The 19,096-nt window shown below is 54.9% G+C and carries 15 protein-coding genes; 3 read left to right on the top strand and 12 right to left on the bottom strand.

Annotated features, from left to right (window positions below):
• Nucleotides 1-42: 42 nt before the first annotated feature.
• The 4 genes from BDD14_RS08760 to BDD14_RS08745 form a co-directional block, all read right to left on the bottom strand.
• On the bottom strand, nt 43-1,425 hold the full coding sequence (locus BDD14_RS08760) for an aldehyde dehydrogenase family protein (protein ID WP_130418468.1): 1,383 nt from the start codon (nt 1,423-1,425) through the stop codon (nt 43-45).
• A gap of 58 nt (nt 1,426-1,483) precedes the next feature.
• Nucleotides 1,484-2,497 carry an alcohol dehydrogenase gene (locus BDD14_RS08755; protein WP_130418467.1) on the bottom strand — a complete coding sequence of 338 codons (1,014 nt, stop codon included), beginning with the start codon at nt 2,495-2,497 and terminating at the stop codon, nt 1,484-1,486.
• Nucleotides 2,498-2,763: 266 nt separating this feature from the next.
• Entirely contained in the window at nt 2,764-4,566 is a 1,803-nt protein-coding gene (locus tag BDD14_RS08750) for a sigma-54-dependent Fis family transcriptional regulator (protein WP_130418466.1), read from the bottom strand.
• A gap of 20 nt (nt 4,567-4,586) precedes the next feature.
• A complete protein-coding gene (locus BDD14_RS08745) occupies nt 4,587-5,348 on the bottom strand; it encodes a nuclear transport factor 2 family protein (RefSeq protein WP_130418465.1) in 762 nt (253 codons plus the stop codon).
• A gap of 92 nt (nt 5,349-5,440) precedes the next feature.
• Here BDD14_RS08745 and BDD14_RS08740 point away from each other — a divergent pair, with 92 nt between their 5' ends.
• A complete protein-coding gene (locus BDD14_RS08740) occupies nt 5,441-5,995 on the top strand; it encodes a TetR/AcrR family transcriptional regulator (protein WP_130418464.1) in 555 nt (184 codons plus the stop codon).
• 446 nt (nt 5,996-6,441) lie between these two features.
• Here the strand turns inward: BDD14_RS08740 and BDD14_RS08735 are convergent, their stop codons facing one another.
• From BDD14_RS08735 to BDD14_RS08720, 3 genes are all read right to left on the bottom strand, one after another.
• Nucleotides 6,442-6,792 (bottom strand): hypothetical protein, encoded by a 351-nt coding sequence (locus BDD14_RS08735; RefSeq protein WP_130418463.1) that lies wholly within the window; start codon nt 6,790-6,792, stop codon nt 6,442-6,444.
• Nucleotides 6,793-7,205: 413 nt separating this feature from the next.
• Entirely contained in the window at nt 7,206-7,565 is a 360-nt protein-coding gene (locus BDD14_RS08725) for a tyrosine-type recombinase/integrase (RefSeq protein ID WP_130418461.1), read from the bottom strand.
• Nucleotides 7,566-7,664: 99 nt separating this feature from the next.
• On the bottom strand, nt 7,665-9,383 hold the full coding sequence (locus tag BDD14_RS08720; protein ID WP_242617834.1) for a tetratricopeptide repeat protein: 1,719 nt from the start codon (nt 9,381-9,383) through the stop codon (nt 7,665-7,667).
• Nucleotides 9,384-9,479: 96 nt separating this feature from the next.
• Between BDD14_RS08720 and BDD14_RS33705 the strand changes: the two genes are divergently transcribed.
• Entirely contained in the window at nt 9,480-9,614 is a 135-nt protein-coding gene (locus tag BDD14_RS33705; RefSeq protein WP_278045534.1) for a hypothetical protein, read from the top strand.
• A gap of 194 nt (nt 9,615-9,808) precedes the next feature.
• On the opposite strand, the gene egtB is transcribed toward BDD14_RS33705, so the two are convergent.
• The 4 genes from egtB to BDD14_RS31695 all read right to left on the bottom strand — a co-directional run bounded on the left by egtB (nt 9,809) and on the right by BDD14_RS31695 (nt 14,675).
• A complete protein-coding gene (gene egtB / locus BDD14_RS08710; protein ID WP_130418460.1) occupies nt 9,809-11,071 on the bottom strand; it encodes an ergothioneine biosynthesis protein EgtB in 1,263 nt (420 codons plus the stop codon).
• A gap of 289 nt (nt 11,072-11,360) precedes the next feature.
• Nucleotides 11,361-12,866, bottom strand: coding sequence for a sigma-54-dependent Fis family transcriptional regulator (locus tag BDD14_RS08705; protein WP_278045474.1), 1,506 nt, complete (start codon nt 12,864-12,866; stop codon nt 11,361-11,363).
• Nucleotides 12,867-13,545: 679 nt separating this feature from the next.
• Complete coding sequence (locus BDD14_RS08700) at nt 13,546-14,475, bottom strand: PEP-CTERM sorting domain-containing protein (RefSeq protein WP_165419996.1); 930 nt, start codon at nt 14,473-14,475, stop codon at nt 13,546-13,548.
• 44 nt (nt 14,476-14,519) lie between these two features.
• The gene (locus BDD14_RS31695) at nt 14,520-14,675 is read right to left on the bottom strand and encodes a hypothetical protein (protein WP_165419995.1); all 156 of its coding nucleotides are present in this window, start codon (nt 14,673-14,675) and stop codon (nt 14,520-14,522) included.
• 348 nt (nt 14,676-15,023) lie between these two features.
• Here BDD14_RS31695 and BDD14_RS08695 point away from each other — a divergent pair, with 348 nt between their 5' ends.
• Nucleotides 15,024-17,363 (top strand): winged helix-turn-helix domain-containing protein, encoded by a 2,340-nt coding sequence (locus BDD14_RS08695; protein ID WP_130418458.1) that lies wholly within the window; start codon nt 15,024-15,026, stop codon nt 17,361-17,363.
• A 381-nt stretch (nt 17,364-17,744) separates the two neighbouring features.
• Here BDD14_RS08695 and BDD14_RS08690 read toward each other — a convergent pair whose 3' ends face one another.
• Nucleotides 17,745-18,941, bottom strand: coding sequence for an IS91 family transposase (locus BDD14_RS08690; protein WP_130417055.1), 1,197 nt, complete (start codon nt 18,939-18,941; stop codon nt 17,745-17,747).
• Between the last annotated feature and the right edge of the window lie 155 nt (nt 18,942-19,096).

Below are 19,096 nucleotides of genomic sequence, written 5' to 3'. Positions count from 1 at the left end.
ATGAATTTCCTTCCTGCACTTCTTGCCGCGCGAGCGTTCGTACTAATACTCAAACCACTGGCTGAGGGCTTTGACCTTCTCCTCCGTATACGGCGGGAACAAATGCTCGATGGCGACGTCAGGAGGAGAAATCAGAACCGATTTTGCATGCGTGAGGGCGTCGAAGCCGGCCTTGCCGTAGTAATGACCGATGCCGGAGTATCCAACACCGCCGAAGGGCATCGTTTCGATAAACAGATGAATGTTCACCTGATTGATCGCGCCGCTGCCGAATGACAGGCTCGCGAGGAAATGATCGATTGCCTTTTGGTCCCGGCTGAAGAGGAAACCGGAAAGGGGCTTCGGATGCTTTTTCACCTCGCGAATGGCAGCGTCCATATCCTTGTAGGTGAGGATTGGGAGAAGCGGTCCGAAGATCTCGTCCTCCATGATCGGGTCGTCCCATGTCACCGGATAAATGACCGTAGGATCGAGATAGCAGGCCTCAGGGTCAGACGACCCACCAGCGACGACCTTCTTTTGATCGATGAGACCAGCCAGGCGCTCAGTAGCCTTTGGGCTGATGATGCGAGAGTAGTCGTTGGGCCGGCTCTTCGGATCAGTCCCATACAGTTCCACGACAGCTTTCTTGCATTCCTCAACAAACCGTTCTGCAATTGATTCGTGCACATAGGCGTATCCGGGCGATGTACACCACTGACCGCCCCAAGCCGTCGCACCCCAGACGATCTTCTTGGCGGCATCCGGGATATTTGCGGTCTCGTCAACGAAAGCCGGATTCTGGCCACCGAGTTCGAGGAGAACGGGAGTCAGATTCTTTGCGGCCGCCTCCATGACGATCTTGCCAACCTTCACGCTTCCGGTGAAGAAGATGAAGTCGAAGGGCAGCTTGAGAAGCTCCGTCACCTCGTCTTTGCTGCCGGTGACGGCAGTGACGGCCCGAGGATCGAAATATTTTGGGATGAGATCGAGCAAGACCTTACTGGTGGCGGGCAAACCCTCGGAGAGTTTGAGGATGCATGGATTGCCAGCCGCAATAACCTGGATCGCGGGGTCAAAGAGCAGCGTCAGAGGTCCGTTGAATGGACCGATAACCAACGTGACGCCGTAAGGTTCCCGATAGACCTTAGCAGTATGCCCACTCTCCCTGAGGGCCTTGGGCACAACCACACCTACGGGCTTCATCCACTCCTTCAAATCTTGCTTCGCGAAGGCGACAGTTCCCACAGGCGCCATAATCTCGAAGACCTTCTCTTGACTGGCCGTCTTGAAGTCGCTGCTCATCGCAGCCTCAAGAGCCTCGGCGTTCTCTTTGCACAAGTTCTCAAGGCGCGTCAGTTGGTCGATGCGCCACTCGTATGACTTGGTCGCGTCCGAATCGAAATATTCCTTCTGCTTGTCGAAGATTTCCTGGAACTGATTCATATGAGTCTCCCTCGCACATCGGTTTGTCGATGCCGCTTTTCAGCAGCGTTGTGAGCTTTTAGGCCATTGTGAGGACTACGCGGAATCGCGCTTCACCAGACATCATGCGCCGATACGCTTCTTCAGCTTTTTCCAAAGGAAGCGTTTCGATCATGGGGCGAACGTCGGTGAGGACGCTGAAGTCAAGGGTGTCCTGTGTCTCGATCGCTCTTCCCGTCAGGCTTCCAATGACCGAGCGGCCACCAAAGATGAGCGGAACTCCGTTGACGGGAATCGGATCACCCGAAACACCAACTACCACAAGCTTTCCGCGAACTGAGAGGCCGGGAAGCAGGCTGGCGATTGCTGCTCCGCTGGGTGCAGTTGCCAGGATCACGTCGGCGCCTCCTAGTTTCTGCAGCGCGGCTCCCGCATCCTCAGCTTTGGCGTCGATGTAAACGTGAGCTCCCAGTTTGGGCGCAAGATGTTCTCTGTCTGGACCGAAGCCGATTGCAACGGTGCGAAAACCCATCTTCTTGGCGTACTGCACGCCAAGATGTCCTAACCCACCAATGCCCTGGATAGCGACGGTATCGCCTGCACGTCCGGCATTGCGGAGCGCATTGAACGTCGTGATGCCGGCGCAAACCAGAGGGGCCGCGTCTTCTGATTTGAGCTCATCAGGTATGAGAGCCAGTGCGCGTGCTTCTGCGATCATCATTTCCGCATAGCCGCCATCACTCGTCACGCCAGTGATAATGGGGTTCTGGCAATATGCCGTGTCGCCGCGACGACAGGTCTCGCAGGTTCCGTCTTCGCCGCCAAAAAAACCAACGCCGACGCGCTGGCCGACCTGCCAGCTCGTGACGCCTGGACCGATTTCTTCGATTTGACCAATTGCTTCGTGGCCCGGCACGCGAGGATACACTACGCCCGGCAACTGCCCTTCAACAGTACCTGCGTCGGAATGACATACACCACAGGCCTGGACACGGATGCGTACCTGTCCTGCAATCGGCGCAACAACGGGCCTTTCTATGAGGTGAACAGTCCCGGGCTTCGTTATTTCGACTGCCCTATACGTTTTTCCCATCTTCGTCTCCTATCGATCTGCACAAACTGTCTTGTGTTCCTTCACGGAATTTCGGGAGTAGCGGCTGTTTGACCACCCAGGTCTGCTGTTCTAATGGCAAGCAAAGTGCCATTCCCAAATGCTTGAAACGATTGGGCATTTGAGCAGCACAAATCCTGAAATTTCAGAATTTCCTGTTGAGGAAGGATGGAAAAGCTAGAGAACTTCGGCAACCTATTTGCGTTCGGACCAAATTTTGTCCGGCGGACTTCGTTAGGAGTTTAGCCTTACGCGAAGGGCTCGGTGCCGGAAGCCCTGAACTGGTATTTATTGATTCCCAATCGCCCTATCTTCGAATCGAGCGTCTTGGTTGGGATGCCGAGCTTCGTTGCTGCGCCCGTTGGGCCCGAGACGCGTCCGTTACTTGCCGCAAGCGCGGCTTCGATCATCTCTTTTTCCCTCTTATGCAGAACACCACTAAGCGCAAACGCCGGGCTAGCTGCTGTGTGGGAGGAAGGCCGCTTGAGCCAGGTCTCGTCCACAGCACAGATATCGCCTTCACTCAAGATCACGGCTCGCTCGATTACGTTCTGTAACTCACGGACATTTCCGGGCCAGCCATAAGCTCGAAACAAATTGAGTGTCTTGTCATCGATTGCCCTGAACGTCTTGCCGGCGTTTTTTCCGAAACGCGTAATAAAGTACTCGACGAGTAGAGGAAGGTCATCTGCACGTTCACGCAGCGAAGGCACGACAATGGGTACGACGTTGAGGCGATACAGGAGATCTTCACGGAACTTGCCGTCGGCCACTAGCACATCCAGATCTCGATGAGTTGCCGCCAACACTCTCACGTCAACAGAAATTGCGGTGTTACCGCCGACGCGTTGGATTTCGCGCTCCTGCAGCACTCTTAGGAGAGCGATTTGGATATCCAAGGGCAGGTCGCCTACTTCGTCCAGAAAAAGGGTTCCGCCGCTCGCCGACTCGAAGCGACCCAAGCGACGTTGTGTCGCGCCAGTGAAGGCTCCCTTCTCATAGCCAAAAAGCTCGGAAGCTATCAGTGATGGCGGGATGGCAGCACAGTTGACCCCGATAAATGCCCGTGACGCGCGCTTGGATCGCTTGTGAATGGCGCGCGCAATTAATTCTTTTCCTGTGCCGGTTTCACCCAGAATCAGGACAGTGGAATCGGACGACGCTACCTTCGCGACTTGACGGAGGACTTTGCGAAGTGCTTCCGAGGATCCGACAATATCCTCAAACATCGAGTCCCGATCGATCTGCTCTCGCAATACTTGGTTCTCGTTGCGTGTCCTCTCTTCAGCTTTAACTCGATCATCGATGTCAGTTCCCGTCGCATACCAACGAACGACGCGACCCATCTCATCGCGGAATGGGTTGAATCGAACCAGGCACCAACGATACTCTCCGTCCTTCCGCCGCGCTCGATGCTCTAGTTCGAACGGAAGTCCGCGCGAGAGACCAGCCGCCCGTTGTTCTTTGAGCTTTTCGAGACCGTCGGGATGAGAGAAACGTTCACGGAAGCCAGACGTGAGTATATCTTCGGCCGAGAGCCCCGCATAGTCGAGCATCGCCTGGTTTGCATAGATAGGAACGCCGCTCGTATCTACCACCACAATTGTCTGCGGAATGGCGTCGGTGATCCGGCGCAGTTCGCGATCCTCTTCTCGCAGCTTCTCTTCAATCTGCTTAAGGTCGTCGATGTCGGTTTGAACTCCGTACCACCTGACGATTTTGCCAGTCTCGTCCCGCAGGGGCTCGACACGCAAAAGAAACCAGCGAAATACTCCATCATGGCGGCGAATACGTCCTTCAACTTCGCCTGGCTGTCCCGATGCCAACAACTCTTGTCCTTTGGCTACGACGCGGGGCAGGTCCTCCGGATGAACTGTAGGTTGCCATCCATGGACACGCGACTCCTCCGGAGAACAACCTGTGTAATCATGCCAGCGCTTGTTAAGGAACTCCGTAGAACCATCAGGTCGAGTGCACCAAACCAAAGTGGGAAGCGTGTCGATGACCTGCCTAAGATTATCCTCCGACATTTGGGAATCGACCGAGAGCATACGTTCCGCCTCTCACCGAACTAGAATTTGCCGTTGCTATTCTTCCATTGATCGCGAGGTGGAATCGCTTCGAGCGTGTCCCAGCGTTCAGCGATCTTGCCGCTTTCAATGCGGAATAGATCGTAGATGGCGGTGGGCACGCCACCAAACGTAGCCTCGGCAACGACCAAGACGAAATTACCTTCACCAAGTACCATATGCACGCGCTTATAGACGACTGCCTGCCCCTTGGCGGCAAGAGCCTGTAAACCCGCAATCAGTCCCGGGATAGTGTCGGCGACCCATGGATTGTGCTGAATGTATGCGATTCCGTTGAAGTAGCTCGGAAAGGTCTCGCGACGGCCTGCGAGAAGGTCGTCCATATAGCGTTGCATGAGCGCCTTATTCGCCTGTGTCTGGTCGAGATCAGACACCGCGGTGGGGCCGTCGATCATCGTGTGGCCACTCGGACTGAGTTCGGTCGCGGTCTCCTGCAAATTGTCCCAATGCTCGACGATCAGACCATCTTCGAAGCGAAATATGTCGAAGCCGATGCGTGGCCCGAAGAAGTTGTATTCAGTGTGAGCGAAGACATAATCGCCGTCTTCAAAGACGCGGATGGTGTTGACTGACGCATTGGGCGGCATGTTCTGAATGAGGGCGGCTACACCTTCAGGGCCAGGTCCCACCTGTAGGTTGTGCTGGATGTACTTGTTCGGGTTGACATACGCGAACGGGACTGGATTTTTAGTCTCAAGCGACTTCAAGAGATCGACGACCTGTTGTTTACGGCTAGGGGGCATGGGTCCTCCAAGGACAAGTTCATTCTCTGAAATAGTGGACCATTTGGTCCTTTATTTGCAAGTCCTCAAGTGAAGTGACCGATAATGTTGCAATGGGACGACGAAAACTGTTCACCCGAGAGGATGTCCTCGATAAAGCAATCCCAGTCTTCTGGAAGCATGGCCTCGCTGAGACGAGTGTTCAGGATCTTGAACAGGCCACAGGTGTGCGCAAATCTGGCTTGTATACGGAATTCAAGGACAAAGAAGACCTGTTCGTGGAGAGTCTGCGCCGGTATTTCGACGTCCTGATGGCACGCGGACACCTGACGAAACAGCCTCTGGGTTGGACCAATGTTGAGAGTTTTCTCAAGGTCTGCTATGGGAGTTGGGGCCAGAAGGGCTGCTTCTCGGTGAACTCCATGCGCGAGTTCGCAGACCTCCCCCCAAAAGCCCGCCAGATCATGGTCGCGAGCGTAATGAAAGCCCATCAGCTGCTCATCGACAATCTAGCTGCAGCGCGTGGATCTCGTGACGATAATGATTCCCTCGCTGGCTTGATCGTCACGTTCTTTAGCGGAATTTGCCTGGAGCAGAACCTCGGCCCCGACCGGGCGCGAATTACGAAGAAGATCGACGCCTTCATGCGGCTGATTCGCACAATCTGATCGTCAAGTGAGACGAAGAAGGAAAGAATCCAGTCCAAGTTGAACCATCGCGGTCGCATCTTGATATTCCGCGATCTCACTTGGATACCCTGGACAGCTGTGACACTTCGCCCCATCAGGCCTACCGCCTCGTCGAGTTGCCTCCTTCCGTCACCCCATGATGAAGACGTGGGCACCTTCGGTGACAAATTCCCCCGCTGTTGCTAGTCCGATCTCGCTGTTACTTTGGTAAATACTGCAACTCTGTTTTCTAACTTTGCCATGTGCATTCCTTGATAGTTCTGTTTGTAATCATCGATGAATAGTCGCTCCTGAAGAATTGCGATTCGAATGTCAGGCTTCAAATCACTCACGGCGCATCCGTCCTCAGGTTCCGCTGAGCAGAGCAATACCTCGTGAAGGTGATGGTCTTGGTAACCGAAGGAAGCGCGTGAGGTCGATGCTCATCAATGAGTAATTTCGTGGGTGACTACGGTAGCCCCGCTAATGGCGTCAGACACCACAACCAAAGTGCTACCGGCCTTGTGGCCACCTTCTGCGGCTGCAAAAAGCAGCTGAGAGCCGGCCACAAGTTTTAAATCAAGCGATTCACCTTTCTCAAGACTGATCAGACGGTCATTCGCTCGCAAATGAAGAGTCTGCATGCCATCGTTACGGACAGAGAAGTGGATCATTTTGTGTTTTTGTTCCGTGGCTTGTTGGATTGTGGGAGTTATCTTGCTCTGAGCGTAACCGCGAGTCAGAGAAAAGAAGATAGATAATGCAATTACAAAACTAATAAGACGTAAAGTTTTCATTTGATGTCAGCCTCTTTTGTTTGGAAACTTCTATCAACCAAAACACCAATTGAGCGCCCTTATTCCATATCTATAGAGAGAGCATTCAACGGGGAGCTCATTCGAACTCCTCAAAAGCGGCGAGAACAAGACCCCTTTCGTACTTCTACGCGTGATGATTTTTCGTTTCCAATCGGTATGCGGACCATGGAACCACCGTCTACCGCCGACGCCTTAATCTGGTTCGGTCGCCTCAAAGCGTGAGTTGAGAATGCTTCGTAGATGCGGTTGACTGTAGCTACATTTTTGGGCTGCAATGGGCCGTTCCTTTGGCTCAATCATCGACTTCGGGCAAGAACCGTCACGAACAGATGACTGATCGCTATTATTTTTCGATGCAGCGGGTTCTCAGACCCGCTGCATCATGGCCGAACCTAGCGAAGGTCGAAATTACGGCAAAATAGCGTCAGCCAGGCATGCTGCCGGGTGCGGTTATTGCCGTCCAAGGCGCGGAGATAGTTGTCGCCCAGCGCTTGGAGGCTGGTTTCGGCATAGATCTGGGTGGTCGAGAGATTCAGGTGGCCGAGGAACTTCTGGACCTGGTCGATGGGAACTTGTCCGGAGTCTAGCAGGATCGTGGCGACGGAATGCTGCAGCAGATGGGGTAGACACGCTTTGCGATGCCGACCTCCGGGCGCTGTCGCCCGCTGAAGTGGCAACACATCAATCCCTATGGAACCTTCGCCCTCAATATGAAAGAGCGGCCGTACTGCAGCGTGACAGCGCCTACGCACTGCTCATCGACGTATGGTCTGATCAACTTGAGAATTATCGGTGAAGTCAGTGGAGTGCCCGGGCTCGAGGCACGCGGCTTGAACCGGTACCGAGGTCGTTCATTTTGTTTCCGGCGCCTGGGAACTCGCCATCGTCTTCCGCGCCGTATCGATCTCGGGCCGACAAGATGAACTTCCTCCTCCTGTAATTTTGAGAAGTTGCCCGTAATAGGATCGGGCTTCTTGAGGATGACCATCTTTAGCGGCAGCACGAGCAGCACCCGCCAACCCGTTGAACCTGTTTGGACTGAGGCGTAAATCTGTTTTGTACTGAGTAAGCGCGTCTTTCGGACGATCCAAACTATAGAGCATGTCGGCATACATCTCACGAGCCGGGATATCAACCTCGGCCTGGCCAACGCGGTCTTGTTCATCCGCCGCTTCACTAAGCTTGGCGAGCGCTTCCGCGTTACGTCCATGCGCGTAGGCTTGCCAGCCCTGGATAGTTAAGAAAGTAGCGCGTTCCTCGGCGGAAATTGGCGATCCCTCACGGGATACTGCTTGGTATATCGATTGTGCATGGGCGGCGACTCGGTCGACCGTAACGACATCGTGCAGATGCCCGGCAGCTATTGCCTGAGACCAGTCCAGATAATAGTCAGCAGAACGCATAGAACCACCGGGATAGTGAAGTGCAAGAACCTCCTTCCATTCATGTCTTTCGAGGTGATAGATCGACGGTAATTCGGCAGTGAAATAGCCGAGGAAAACGAACATCCCATCATCCTGGATCCCCGGGACAGTTTTGAGATGGGCTATCGTTGGGTTAACCAATTCATAGATTTGGTCAGCCTTGGAATCGCTTGCTTCCTGCAGGTACGCGTATAACAAAAATTCATATGCGTGCATTTCATGCGAAACGCCATCAAGATGCTCCTTCTCAGCAAGTTTGGAGGCCTGTACCGAGGCAAGATTGCTAGAGATATCATCAGGCCACATCCCTAGTCGCGCGAAGATATGCCCCGGCATATGGAGCGCATGAGCTGATGCCGGAGCAATCGCGGCATATCGTTCGGCTGCCGGCAAAGCTTCGCGAGCCAGCACAGGGTTATCACACGTGTGGATGATATAGTGAGCAAAACCTGGGTGATCTGGATGGGCCTTGAAACCAAGCTCTAGCACTGCTAGAGCTTTGCGGTCTGCCCCAATCGGATCCTTGGAGTCAACATTTGCCGCGGCAGCAAGAGCTAATCCGTAGAACGCAAGAGCTTCAACATCGTCCGGGTAAGCCCTGTGCAGGGCTCCCATCGCGTTGACGTAGCTTGCAAGAGCGAGATCATCGTGCGCCGAATCGCCATGCAAATATCCGCTCAGCGCTGTGATATATCGGCGTTCCCGATCCGTTTTCGGAGCTAACGCTAAGGCTCTGTCAATTTCAACGACTCCCTCACGCCGACGATCCTCTGGCATTCCGTCCCAAAATGGACGCCATTCTGTCATCGCAAGACCCCACTGCGCCATGGCGCATGATGGGTCCGTCGTTGCTACGGACGTAAACTCCTTTCGTGCTTCTTCGTACCAAAACGAGTGAAGCATCGCCACACCACGCTCGAATGTTGTGCTTGTTGACGCAGCACAGGAGATTGGCATCTGTACCGTCCCAAGCTTCTCAATGACTTCCGGAGGGATCCCTTCTGGCCCGTGATGGTGATGTACCTGTGTTTGCGCCATTGCGATGTTTTGCCAGCAGAGTATAGATAGAGCGAGCTCGACAATCGGATGAAAGATTCGCGAGCGGCGACGGCGTGTAGCAAAAACAAAGATTCGTCTGAATCTCACTTGGACTCCTTTCGAAATGTCTGCGGACGTGTGCTCTGTTTTGAGCAGCTTACATAACTGTTATGAAGCTGACTTATTGCGACGATCTGCGACTTGATGCCCATTGGAAATCGGCAGGCGCCCGTGCTCCTGTGTTCAGGCATCGAGGGCGGCCTGCGCGGGCAGGTCGAAGTCGAGCGCGAGCCGGTCACCGTCGATGCCGCCCTGCCGCTCTCGGTACGGGTCAAATAGTATTCCGGCAAAGCTGTAATTCGCTCAAAAAGGCCCGAACCCAGCTCATCGTAAAACATCCACGGCGCGAGAGACCGAGGCCACGTAAGCAGCCCACGCTGAACCTCGAAGATGAGCTCTGAGCACGCGCCGAATCCAGGCGCGTGCTCCAGATCGAATGCCTGAGAGCATTTAGTCATGCCAACGAAGACCTTTCAAATTGCTAAACGTATTCCAGTGAACTGCCAGCGCGTCGCCGGATGAAAGAAATTCCGATATGTCGCGCGCACGTGATCCGCAGGCGTGACGCACGACCCTCCCCGCAAGATCATCTGACTTGACATAAATTTGCCGTTGTATTCGCCCAGCGCGCCAGGGAGAGGTTTGTATCCCGGATAGCCCGTGTAAGGACTGGCGGTCCATTCCCAGCAGTCTCCAGACAGTTGCTCAACACCCGCATCATTCGCCCACGCAGGATGCAGTCTCCCGGTGTCGAGTAGATTTCCGTGCCGGCGTGCCTTGCCCGCGACAGATTCCCATTCTGCTTCTGTCGGAAGTCGAGAGCCACGCCAGCGCGCGAAGGCTTCAGCCTCGAAGAAACTGATGTGGCATACGGGAGTGTCAAGCAACTCTGAGAGTTCGTGCCACCCTTTTAGCGTGAAGACCCGCCATCCCGTCTCATCGCCAGGATCGCGTTCCCAGTAAAGTGGCGCTTCCCAACCCTCTCGCTCTATGGCCTCCCAACCGTCAGAAAGCCAGAGTTCGGGACGCATATATCCGTCATCTGACATAAACTCCAGATACTCACGACAGGTGACTTCGCGGCTTGCGATCTGAAATGGTTCCAGGTAGACCCTGTGGCGTGGCGTCTCGTTATCAAAGCAAAAGTCCAGAGGCTCTTCAGAGTTCAATGAATAACCGATTTCAGTAAGGTCGCCCTCAAAGTTGAGCCATTTGAGCTGAGGAATTGGCTGGGGATGCTCTTTCGGTAGAGTTGCAGATCCATATGACGGTCGCAGCGGATTTGAGAAGAATGCATGCTTGATGTCAGTCAGTGCCAGTTCCTGGTGTTGCTGTTCGTGGTTTAAGCCCAGCAAGATGCGCCGTGACGCTTCGTCGTCAATCGAGCCTGCAAACAATCTTTCCATTTCTTGATCAACATGCGCGCGGAAGGCCAGAACCTCATCGAGTGATGGCCGAGAGAATGACGCGCGTAACTTCTTGTCGGGAATCTCTTCTCCGAGAGAGATGTAATAGCTGTTGAAAAGGCGATGAAGCTCTTCACGAAAGGGCCTATAGTCGGCCAGAAATGGTCGCAATACGAAAGTTTCAAAGAACCATGTGGTATGTGCCTGATGCCATTTGACTGGACTGGCCTCTGGACATGACTGGACCATTTGATCTTCGGCAGACAAAGTAGCGACGAGGGAACGCGTCATCGAGCGCACAGCTTTGTATTTCGACTCGAGAGTGGACATGGGTCAATTCATCCGCTGAGCCTCTGCCGCAATCTGAGTTGGCAGACGGAGCGTTCGGTCGCAACACGACAGTACGCTCCGAAGTCAGCGTGACTGTACTGGGCAAGCAATGTGCCAAAAGCAGAGATTTTCCAGATCAGCGACAAAGTAGCATAAGTCATTTATTTGCAATGATCTATTGCCGCAGATGTCGAACGCAACGCTCGTCATCACTGACGGAATCGTGACTGATGACCGCCACTGACAGGCTTCCGTCGCAGGGCTGGCGCGGTATGCAGTGTAGGAGAAATCATTCCGGCTGTAAAGGACCCTCGATACCCTTTGAAAAGGACACGGGACGGCTGATCCCGAGCTTCTGTATTTTGTAAACCAGCGACGTCCGCTTCATCCCCAATCGTTCCGCAGCGCCGCTCCGGCCGCCGACGACCCAGTTGCTCGCATCAAGCGCTCGGAGGATATGATCTCGTTCTACCTCCTCGAGACCCGTCAATGGCGCGTTTGATCCTTTATGAGCGCTGAACGGTTCCAATTCCGCAGTTGGGGCACGTAACACTGTGTGCGGAGAAAGAATCACTGCCCGTTCGATAAAATTTTGCAGTTCCCGAACGTTTCCAGGCCATCGATACCGCACTAATGCGTCCATTGTCTCCGAAGGGATTTGATCGATCTGTTTGTTCATTCGCTTCGAGTAGTGTTTCAGGAAATGACGAACCAGGTTCGGAATGTCCTCCGTCCGCTGTCGTAAGGCTGGAACATGAATCGGGAATACTTTCAACCGATAATAGAGGTCTTCGCGAAACGTAGTCTGCTTTACCATCGCAGTCAGATCACGATGTGTGGCTGCGATCACACGGACATCGACCTTATGGGTGTAATTGCTGCCGAGTCTCTCGAATTCCTGTTCTTGCAGGACTCGTAACAGCTTTGCCTGAAGTTCCAGAGGAATGTCACCGACCTCGTCAAGAAAGAGTGTTCCCTTATTCGCTAGTTCAAAACGTCCTGTTTTTTGCGCGATCGCTCCGGTGAACGCTCCTCTTTCGTGTCCAAACAATTCGCTTTCTAGAAGGCCAAGCGGGATTGCTGCGCAGTTCAATTTGACAAAGGGCCGCTCCCGGCGGCTGCTCAGATTGTGGATGGCGCGTGCGATCAGTTCCTTGCCGGTTCCTGTCTCGCCCAGAATCAGCGTGCTCGAATCTGTAGGTGCCACTATGGAAACCAGATCAAGCGCAGTCTTCAACGCGGGACTATCTCCGACTATTTCCCCGAACTCAGCGCGAATTTCCTCTTCGAGGTAGAGTCTCTGTTTCGTCTCTTTGTCTCTATCCCTTATCGCCTTTTCATAATCCAACGCGTTTTCGACGGCTATGGCAACCTGGCGGGCAACCTGTTCGAGAAAAGTGATTTCATCTACGTCGAATGCTTTCTCTGACCGGTTGAGGGCCGTCAACACGCCTATTACGCCGTTCCTGCTGAGAAGTGGGAGGCCGCACCCCGACACCAACCCTTCATCAATAACACGTTGAAAGATACGTCGACCTAGGCTGCTACCGGAACGTTCGACCTCATAACGAACGTCCTCGAAGTTCTCAAAGTATTGAGTCTTGCCGGTCCGGAAGGCTGTGCCACAAATGGAACCGTCGTTCGGTATGATCGTCCCGTCGGACAGAGAACCTCGCGCCTCGGGGTTATACAGCGTTGTTACACGCAGGCCTCCGCCATCGGCATCGGGTAGGAGCAATGCGCAATAATCACACCGAGTCACTCTCAGCAGATCTGTAGACAGAGTCTCAACCAAACGAAGTATGTCCAGCTTTGATGCTGGAGTGCCCGGCTTGCTTTGTACCAGTGACTAAGAGACACACTGGAACGAGGAGAGCATATGGCACGAGGTAAGAGGTAACCGAAGCAGTTGAAGCCGAAGAGCGTAGATTAGCATTCCGTAATCTAGCGTAAATAGGACGAATCACCAGAAATATAGCTGCAAACAGAGCCAAAATACTGAAATTACAGTAGATGCGCACTGTACCTGATTTCGTACCTAAATGCATTTGCCAACCCGAAGCACCTCGGCTACAGCGCACGAAAGCTCACGGTAAAGCTCTGAACATTGGCATTTGAGATGGTGCCGGAAGGAGGAGAGCTGATGAGTGTACCGCTATTGCACTCAAAAACCTGTTTGCTAGCGGTTCTGTATGTGCCCTATGGTCATCATGGCCCGCCTTTTTCTTCAGATGAGTCGTTGAGACCGGAAAGCCACTTGTACGATAAGCCGACTATTCGGCCAAGTGAATAAGTTCCGGTTAGCCGACAATCCACTCGAAACACGAACCAAGGGCTCCATGATGAGCGCATTGGCCTATGAGTGTTGAAAAAGTCGAGATCCAGACGCTACGCTATTTGTGACATCGTCCCGCAGATGAGGCTCGCAACCACGGATGCGGTTCTCATTCCACCGCATCCGTTTTGACAGAGCGCTAACGCTGTAGACTCCGTCTTCGAAATCTGGCAGCGAGAGCGGTCAAACCAGTGCCAAGCAAAACGAGCGAACTCGGCTCAGGAACAGCTGGCGTTGCGCCGAGGATCGGCCCGGCCGCTGGGTCAACCTTGCCGACAAAGGAGGTGGTGCCATCTGAAAGGTGAAAAGCCACTAGATCAATCTCCGGCCCAGGAAACGGGGTGTCAGGAGTTGGGAACCCTTGAAACGCAGACAGGGCGCCGTCCGCATCGAAGATCGTCAGCAGGTGAAGTGGAACCGACGAGAGATACGTCGCGGCTCCGGTCGTCGGATCGATCTCCCAGAGGGCCGGAGAGACCTGTACGGTGGTGGTATAGCCGTCGGTGCCGAGGGCGAACGCGTCGAAGGTGGCGTACAGCTTTCCATCTACGCCGAAGAGGGTCTCGTCGGTAAGATTGAAAGATCCGTCTGGGTTGGTCGTGAATGGAATCGTCGGATCCGCAGGGATACCAGTAGCTCCTACCGGTGTCGCCAGGCCCGTCGTGGGGCTGACCGTATACAGATTGTTGTTGAGATCGGTGACGTACAGGGTCGTGCCGAGGTGGCCAAGGGCGTTCGCGTTGCCGCCTAATCCTGTGCTGCCAACGACGGACGATGCACCACTGGAAGGATTGATCGCAACCAGGTTGCCAGAGTCGGTGAGTGTGAGCAACGTGCCGCCCGGCCCGGGGATCAGCCCTCCAGATCCTTCCGGAAGACCTGGTCCAATCGGGTTAAAAGCGCCGCTAGTCAGATTGACTGTGCCGAATTGCTGGGCAAGGTTGATGACATAAACGGAGGAATCTGCAGATGCTGGAACGGTGAGAAGTGCAACTGTAAGGGGAAGGATCAGAAGGATCAGCTTGTGCAGGGCAAAAATTGGATTGGTAAAGGGCAGTCTGGATTTCATATAGCGCCTCCTTGTTACCTGTTGCGCAACCGCGGGTACCGCAGTTAGCTGGTTTTTGTCTTCTGCACACGTGCGAGCAGTGCATTCAGGCAAGTCACCGCTGAGCCATCGGCTGCGTGCAGCCGTTGCAGCTCCTCGGAATTGAGCCATTCTTCTAATTCGGGCCGTCTCAGGTTCGTGATCACTCTTGTGTCTTCCATCGCGATCGTTTCCACTTCTGCTTCGCATCGGGGACACCATCCGCGCCTTGCACTTCGGCCTCGAAGGATCAACAGGGAGTCGGTTTCGACTGTGATTGTTGTCTGCTTAGCCATAAGGCCTTCTTTCCAGGTGGACCGAATGTTGGAACGAGAGCAGGTTGCCGCGAAAGCGCATGAAAAGTCCTTCCAAGCGCTTTGAAAACTTCTGATAATTTCTCGCAGTCCCATAAGTAGTAATAAAATGAATGTCTTGGTGGCGCTGACGCGGATGGTGCACACCTCGGAGTGAGCGCGGACGCATGCTAAAATTCGAGCTCAAGCATTGGGTTGGAAGGCGGGTGTGCCCGGATGACCACGAGCGAGAGCCAGACGGTCAACGAGCTTTACGAGTTCGGCCCTTTCCGAGTTGATGCCGCAAGAGAAACACTGCTTCGGGCCGGCGAGCCCGTTCCGCTGACGCCAAAGACGTTTCAGATCCTTCTGGTTTTGGTTCGCCACGGCAAAGAGATCGTCACCAAAGACGACTTAATGAAGACAGTCTGGCCGGACACCTTTGTGGAGGAGGCCAATCTCAGTCGCAATATCTTCATGCTCAGAAAGGCGCTCGGCGAGACTGCCCAGGACCGCCAGTACATCATTACAGTGCCCGGTCGGGGATACCGGCTCGCTGAGAATGTACATCTGGTTCCTCAGGAAGAGTTCGCGATCATTGCCGCCAGCCATTCCAAGGTGCAGGTTCACGTCAAAGAGACCAGCCCGTGGACGTGGATCGTGGCGGCCGTGGTTTTCCTGCTTGTCGTCTCTGTCGGCACATGGCGGTGGCTTTTGCATCGCAGAGTGCTTCTGAGTGAGAAAGACACGGTTGTGCTCGCGGACTTCGCCAATACCACAGGCGACACCGTTTTTGACGGAACACTACGGCAGGGCATGGCGGTGCAACTTGAGCAGTCGCCCTTTCTAGGCCTCATCTCCGAGGAACGCATCCAGCACGCCCTCCGTCTGATGGGCCGGTCAGGGAATGAGCCTCTCACCCCCGGACTCGCTCGAGAGATCTGCGAGCGCATCGGAAGTGCTGCTGTTTTGGAAGGCTCGATAGCTAGCTTGGGAAACCAATATGTTTTAGGTTTGCGTGCCACCAACTGCCACACCGGAGATGTCCTCGATGAGGAACAGGTACAGGTGTCGAGGAAAGAGGATGTCCTCAATTCCCTGAGTCAAATTGCCCGTAAGTACAGAACCCGTGTAGGCGAATCGCTGGCCACGGTCGAGAAGCACAATACTCCGCTCGCGGAGGCCGCGACACCATCACTCGAAGCCTTGAAAGCCTACAGTGCAGGTTGGAAGACACTCTCCTCAACTGGGCCGGCGGCCGCTTTGCCTCTTTTCCAACGTGCAACCGAGATCGACCCCCAGTTTGCAATGGCTCACGCCATGCTGGGACGTGCCTATGGAGATATGGGAGAAACAATCCTCTCTGTGAAGAGCACAAGCAGGGCTTACGAATTGCGGGAACACGTGAGTGATCAGGAAAAGTTCTTTATCGTTACTTCCTACGACATGGTGGTAACCGGTAACCTCGAGAGGGCACGGCAGGCGTGCGAAGCGTGGGAACAAACCTATCCTCGCGAGTTGAAACCTCACATGTTCCTGTCGGGAATTATTTATCCCGTCCTCGGTAGATACGAAGAGGCAGTCCAGGAAGCGAAGAAAGCAGTCGAGGCAGATTCGTCATTTGCGATCGGCTATAACGTACTTGCCATGAGCTACCAGGCACTCAACCACCTTGAGGAAGCCGAGCAGACCTTACTGCAAGCCTCTGAGCGCAATCTGGAAATATCGGATTCTCTTATGAATCGGTATCAGCTTGCCTTTATCAAGGGTGATCAGGCCGCCATGAAAGGCGTATCGACCGCTGCTCAAAAGGAATCTTCGGTAGAAGATGCGGTTGTTGACCAGGAGGCCTTTGCCGAGGCATACGCCGGTCACATGCAGGAGGCAACAAGGAAATCGCAACACGCTGGGAACCTGGCCCAGCAGGCCTCCGAACCGGACAGAGCGGCTATGTACGAGGCTGGAGCTGCGCTTCGCGAGGCACTCTTTGGAGACGTGGCCACCGCCAATGAAAGCGCAGGTGCGGTCCTTCGGCTGTCGCGGAGCCGGGATGCGGAGTATGGCGCTGCCTTTGCACTCGCCCTCGCGGGAGATCAATCGCAAACCGCGACACTGGCGGGGGATCTCGAAAGGCGCTTCCCTGAAGATACCGCGGTCAGGTTCAACTACGCGCCAACTCTTCGCGCGCTTCTCGCGCTGAAGCATGGTGACCCTTCACGGGCTGTCGATCTGCTGCAGGTATCAATACCGTACGAGCTTGGCGAGCCACCGAGTAGCTTCTTCGGATTCTATGGAGCTCTTTATCCGATCTATGTGCGTGGCGAAGCCTATCTTGCCCTAAACCGGGGACCTGAAGCAGCAAGAGAATTCCAGAAAATTATCGATCATCGTGGAATCGTCGTTAGCGATCCAATAGGAGCACTGGCGCATTTGCAGCTGGGAAGAGCATTCGTCTCATCAGGCGAAAAGACCAAGGCCAAAACTGCCTACGGGGATTTCCTTACTCTCTGGAAGGATGCCGACTCAGACATCCCTGTTCTAAAGCAGGCCCAAGCCGAATATTCGAAGCTAAAATAGTGACGCTAACACCTCGACTGCTCTTGCGAATCCGAATAAGTCCTGGTAAGTCTTAGTGCTGTATCTGGAGCGCCCATTTTTTCCGGTTGGTTGATTGAAGCGCTGTGGGGCGGCGCTTCGGATACAGCGACTTGAAGGAAGCCGCTGGCAGTTGGGTTGCTATGGGATTTGAATGGTGCTGCGCGGAGGCCGAGGGCATCGGAGGTCGGTGGTGCGTGGTGCGGATGCGGATTGTGGGAAGAGTTCGCGGGGGCAAAGCTTCTGGATGAGGCAGCAGACAGCGGGTGAAGCGGTGGTCTCGAGTGCGGTTGGAGCGAGATGCGACACAGGGACTCTGTGCGTGCCGGAGCAGGTAAGCAGGTCGAGGTTGGAACTGTGGGTTCATGCGGCACACTCGCGGGACAGCGGAGGAGAGCGAAGCAGGAGTTGAGCTGCGGAGAGGTGTTCGACGACGTGCATGGTTCCGCCGCAGACAGGGCAGTTCCAGAGCGATGCGGAGCTCCTATGGGTTGAAGTCTGCGCTGCATTTATCTGTCGGGGCGGTCCAGTGCTGTGGAACAGGTGGAAGCAGAGCGGCAGCAACGTAGCGCGGTACCGGTTGGTGAGGAAGCCGAAGTTGCGGATGCGCACGAAGCCGCGCGGGAGCAGGTGGAGGAGGAAGCGGCGCAGGAACTCATCGACGGGCAGGATCATGAGCCGCTTCTTGTTGGCGTGAGCGGAATCTCTCCAGCGGAAGGTGACGTTGCCGTTGGCGAGGGCAACGAGTCTGTGGTTGGAGATGGCGATGCGGTGGGTGTAGGCACTGAGATAGCGCAGTGCGTGTTCCGGCCCGCCGAAGGGGCGCTTGGCGTAGACGACCCAGTCGTGGCGGAACAGGAGTCTGAGCCAGGAGGTAAAGGTCCCCTGTGCTGCGAGTGGTGCGAGGTTGCCGTAGAACTGGAGTGTGCCTGTATGGAAGGCGCTCTTGAGTCCGGCGACGAACTTGCCGCGGAACACGCGGCTGAGCACCTTGATGGGGAGAAAGAAGGAGCGGCGGGAGGAGATCCAGCGGGAGTGGTCTGGAGCGAGGCCGCCGGCGGCGAGCACGCAGTGGACATGGGGATGATGTTGCAGGCGCTGGTCCCAGGTATGGAGCACGCTGAAGAAGCCGATCTCGGCGCCGAGGTGTCGGGGATCGCGAGCGATCTCGAGCAGGGTCGCGGCGCTGGAGTGGAACAGCAGGTTATAAATCAGCCGCTTGTTCTGCAGAGCAAGCGGGGCCAGTTCGCGCGGGAGGGTGAAGACAACATGCACGTAGCGGGTAGGGAGAAGCTCGCGTTGGCGGGCTTCGAGCCAGCGCACACGGGCGTTGCCCTGGCATCCGGGGCAATGCCGATTACGGCACGAATAGTAGGAGATGGCGGAATGTCCGCAGCTGGAGCACTGATCGCGATGCCCGCCCAGCGCAGCGGTGCGGCAACGGGTGATGGCCAGCAACACCTTCTGATGTTGCCAGCTGATCCACCGGCGACTGCGCTTTATGAAGTCGTCACCGGCACAGTGAACGATGTCGGCCATCTCCAGCGAAGGTCGGTTCATGCGCTGAGAGATACCCCTGCCACTTAACTTATCGCAGCGCCATCAAGGCTGGCTCAACCACACGCGCATGCGTCCGCCGCTCTCAAAGCGGCTTCGTTCAAGTCGGCATCTGTTTACCGATGTGCTCTGGTTCAAGTGGCCGAAAAACGGGGCGG

The organism is Edaphobacter modestus (genome assembly GCF_004217555.1).
GTDB classification, from domain to species: Bacteria; Acidobacteriota; Terriglobia; order Terriglobales; family Acidobacteriaceae; genus Edaphobacter; species Edaphobacter modestus.
Note: the sequence above shows the minus strand (reverse complement) of the source record. Positions and strands in the feature narration are given on the sequence as shown.

Bases quoted from the DNA above. Each gene is read 5' to 3' on its own strand.
- BDD14_RS08760 (WP_130418468.1), bottom strand. From the start codon at position 1,425: ATGAATCAGTTCCAGGAAATCTTCGACAAGCAGAAGGAATATTTCGAT.
- BDD14_RS08695 (WP_130418458.1), top strand. From the start codon at position 15,024: ATGACCACGAGCGAGAGCCAGACGGTCAACGAGCTTTACGAGTTCGGC.
- BDD14_RS08740 (WP_130418464.1), top strand. From the start codon at position 5,441: ATGGGACGACGAAAACTGTTCACCCGAGAGGATGTCCTCGATAAAGCA.
- egtB (WP_130418460.1), bottom strand. From the start codon at position 11,071: ATGTCCACTCTCGAGTCGAAATACAAAGCTGTGCGCTCGATGACGCGT.
- BDD14_RS33705 (WP_278045534.1), top strand. From the start codon at position 9,480: ATGCCCATTGGAAATCGGCAGGCGCCCGTGCTCCTGTGTTCAGGCATC.
- BDD14_RS08745 (WP_130418465.1), bottom strand. From the start codon at position 5,348: ATGCCCCCTAGCCGTAAACAACAGGTCGTCGATCTCTTGAAGTCGCTT.
- BDD14_RS08735 (WP_130418463.1), bottom strand. From the start codon at position 6,792: ATGAAAACTTTACGTCTTATTAGTTTTGTAATTGCATTATCTATCTTC.
- BDD14_RS08690 (WP_130417055.1), bottom strand. From the start codon at position 18,941: ATGAACCGACCTTCGCTGGAGATGGCCGACATCGTTCACTGTGCCGGT.
- BDD14_RS08700 (WP_165419996.1), bottom strand. From the start codon at position 14,475: ATGAAATCCAGACTGCCCTTTACCAATCCAATTTTTGCCCTGCACAAG.
- BDD14_RS08750 (WP_130418466.1), bottom strand. From the start codon at position 4,566: ATGCTCTCGGTCGATTCCCAAATGTCGGAGGATAATCTTAGGCAGGTC.
- BDD14_RS08755 (WP_130418467.1), bottom strand. From the start codon at position 2,497: ATGGGAAAAACGTATAGGGCAGTCGAAATAACGAAGCCCGGGACTGTT.
- BDD14_RS31695 (WP_165419995.1), bottom strand. From the start codon at position 14,675: ATGGAAGACACAAGAGTGATCACGAACCTGAGACGGCCCGAATTAGAA.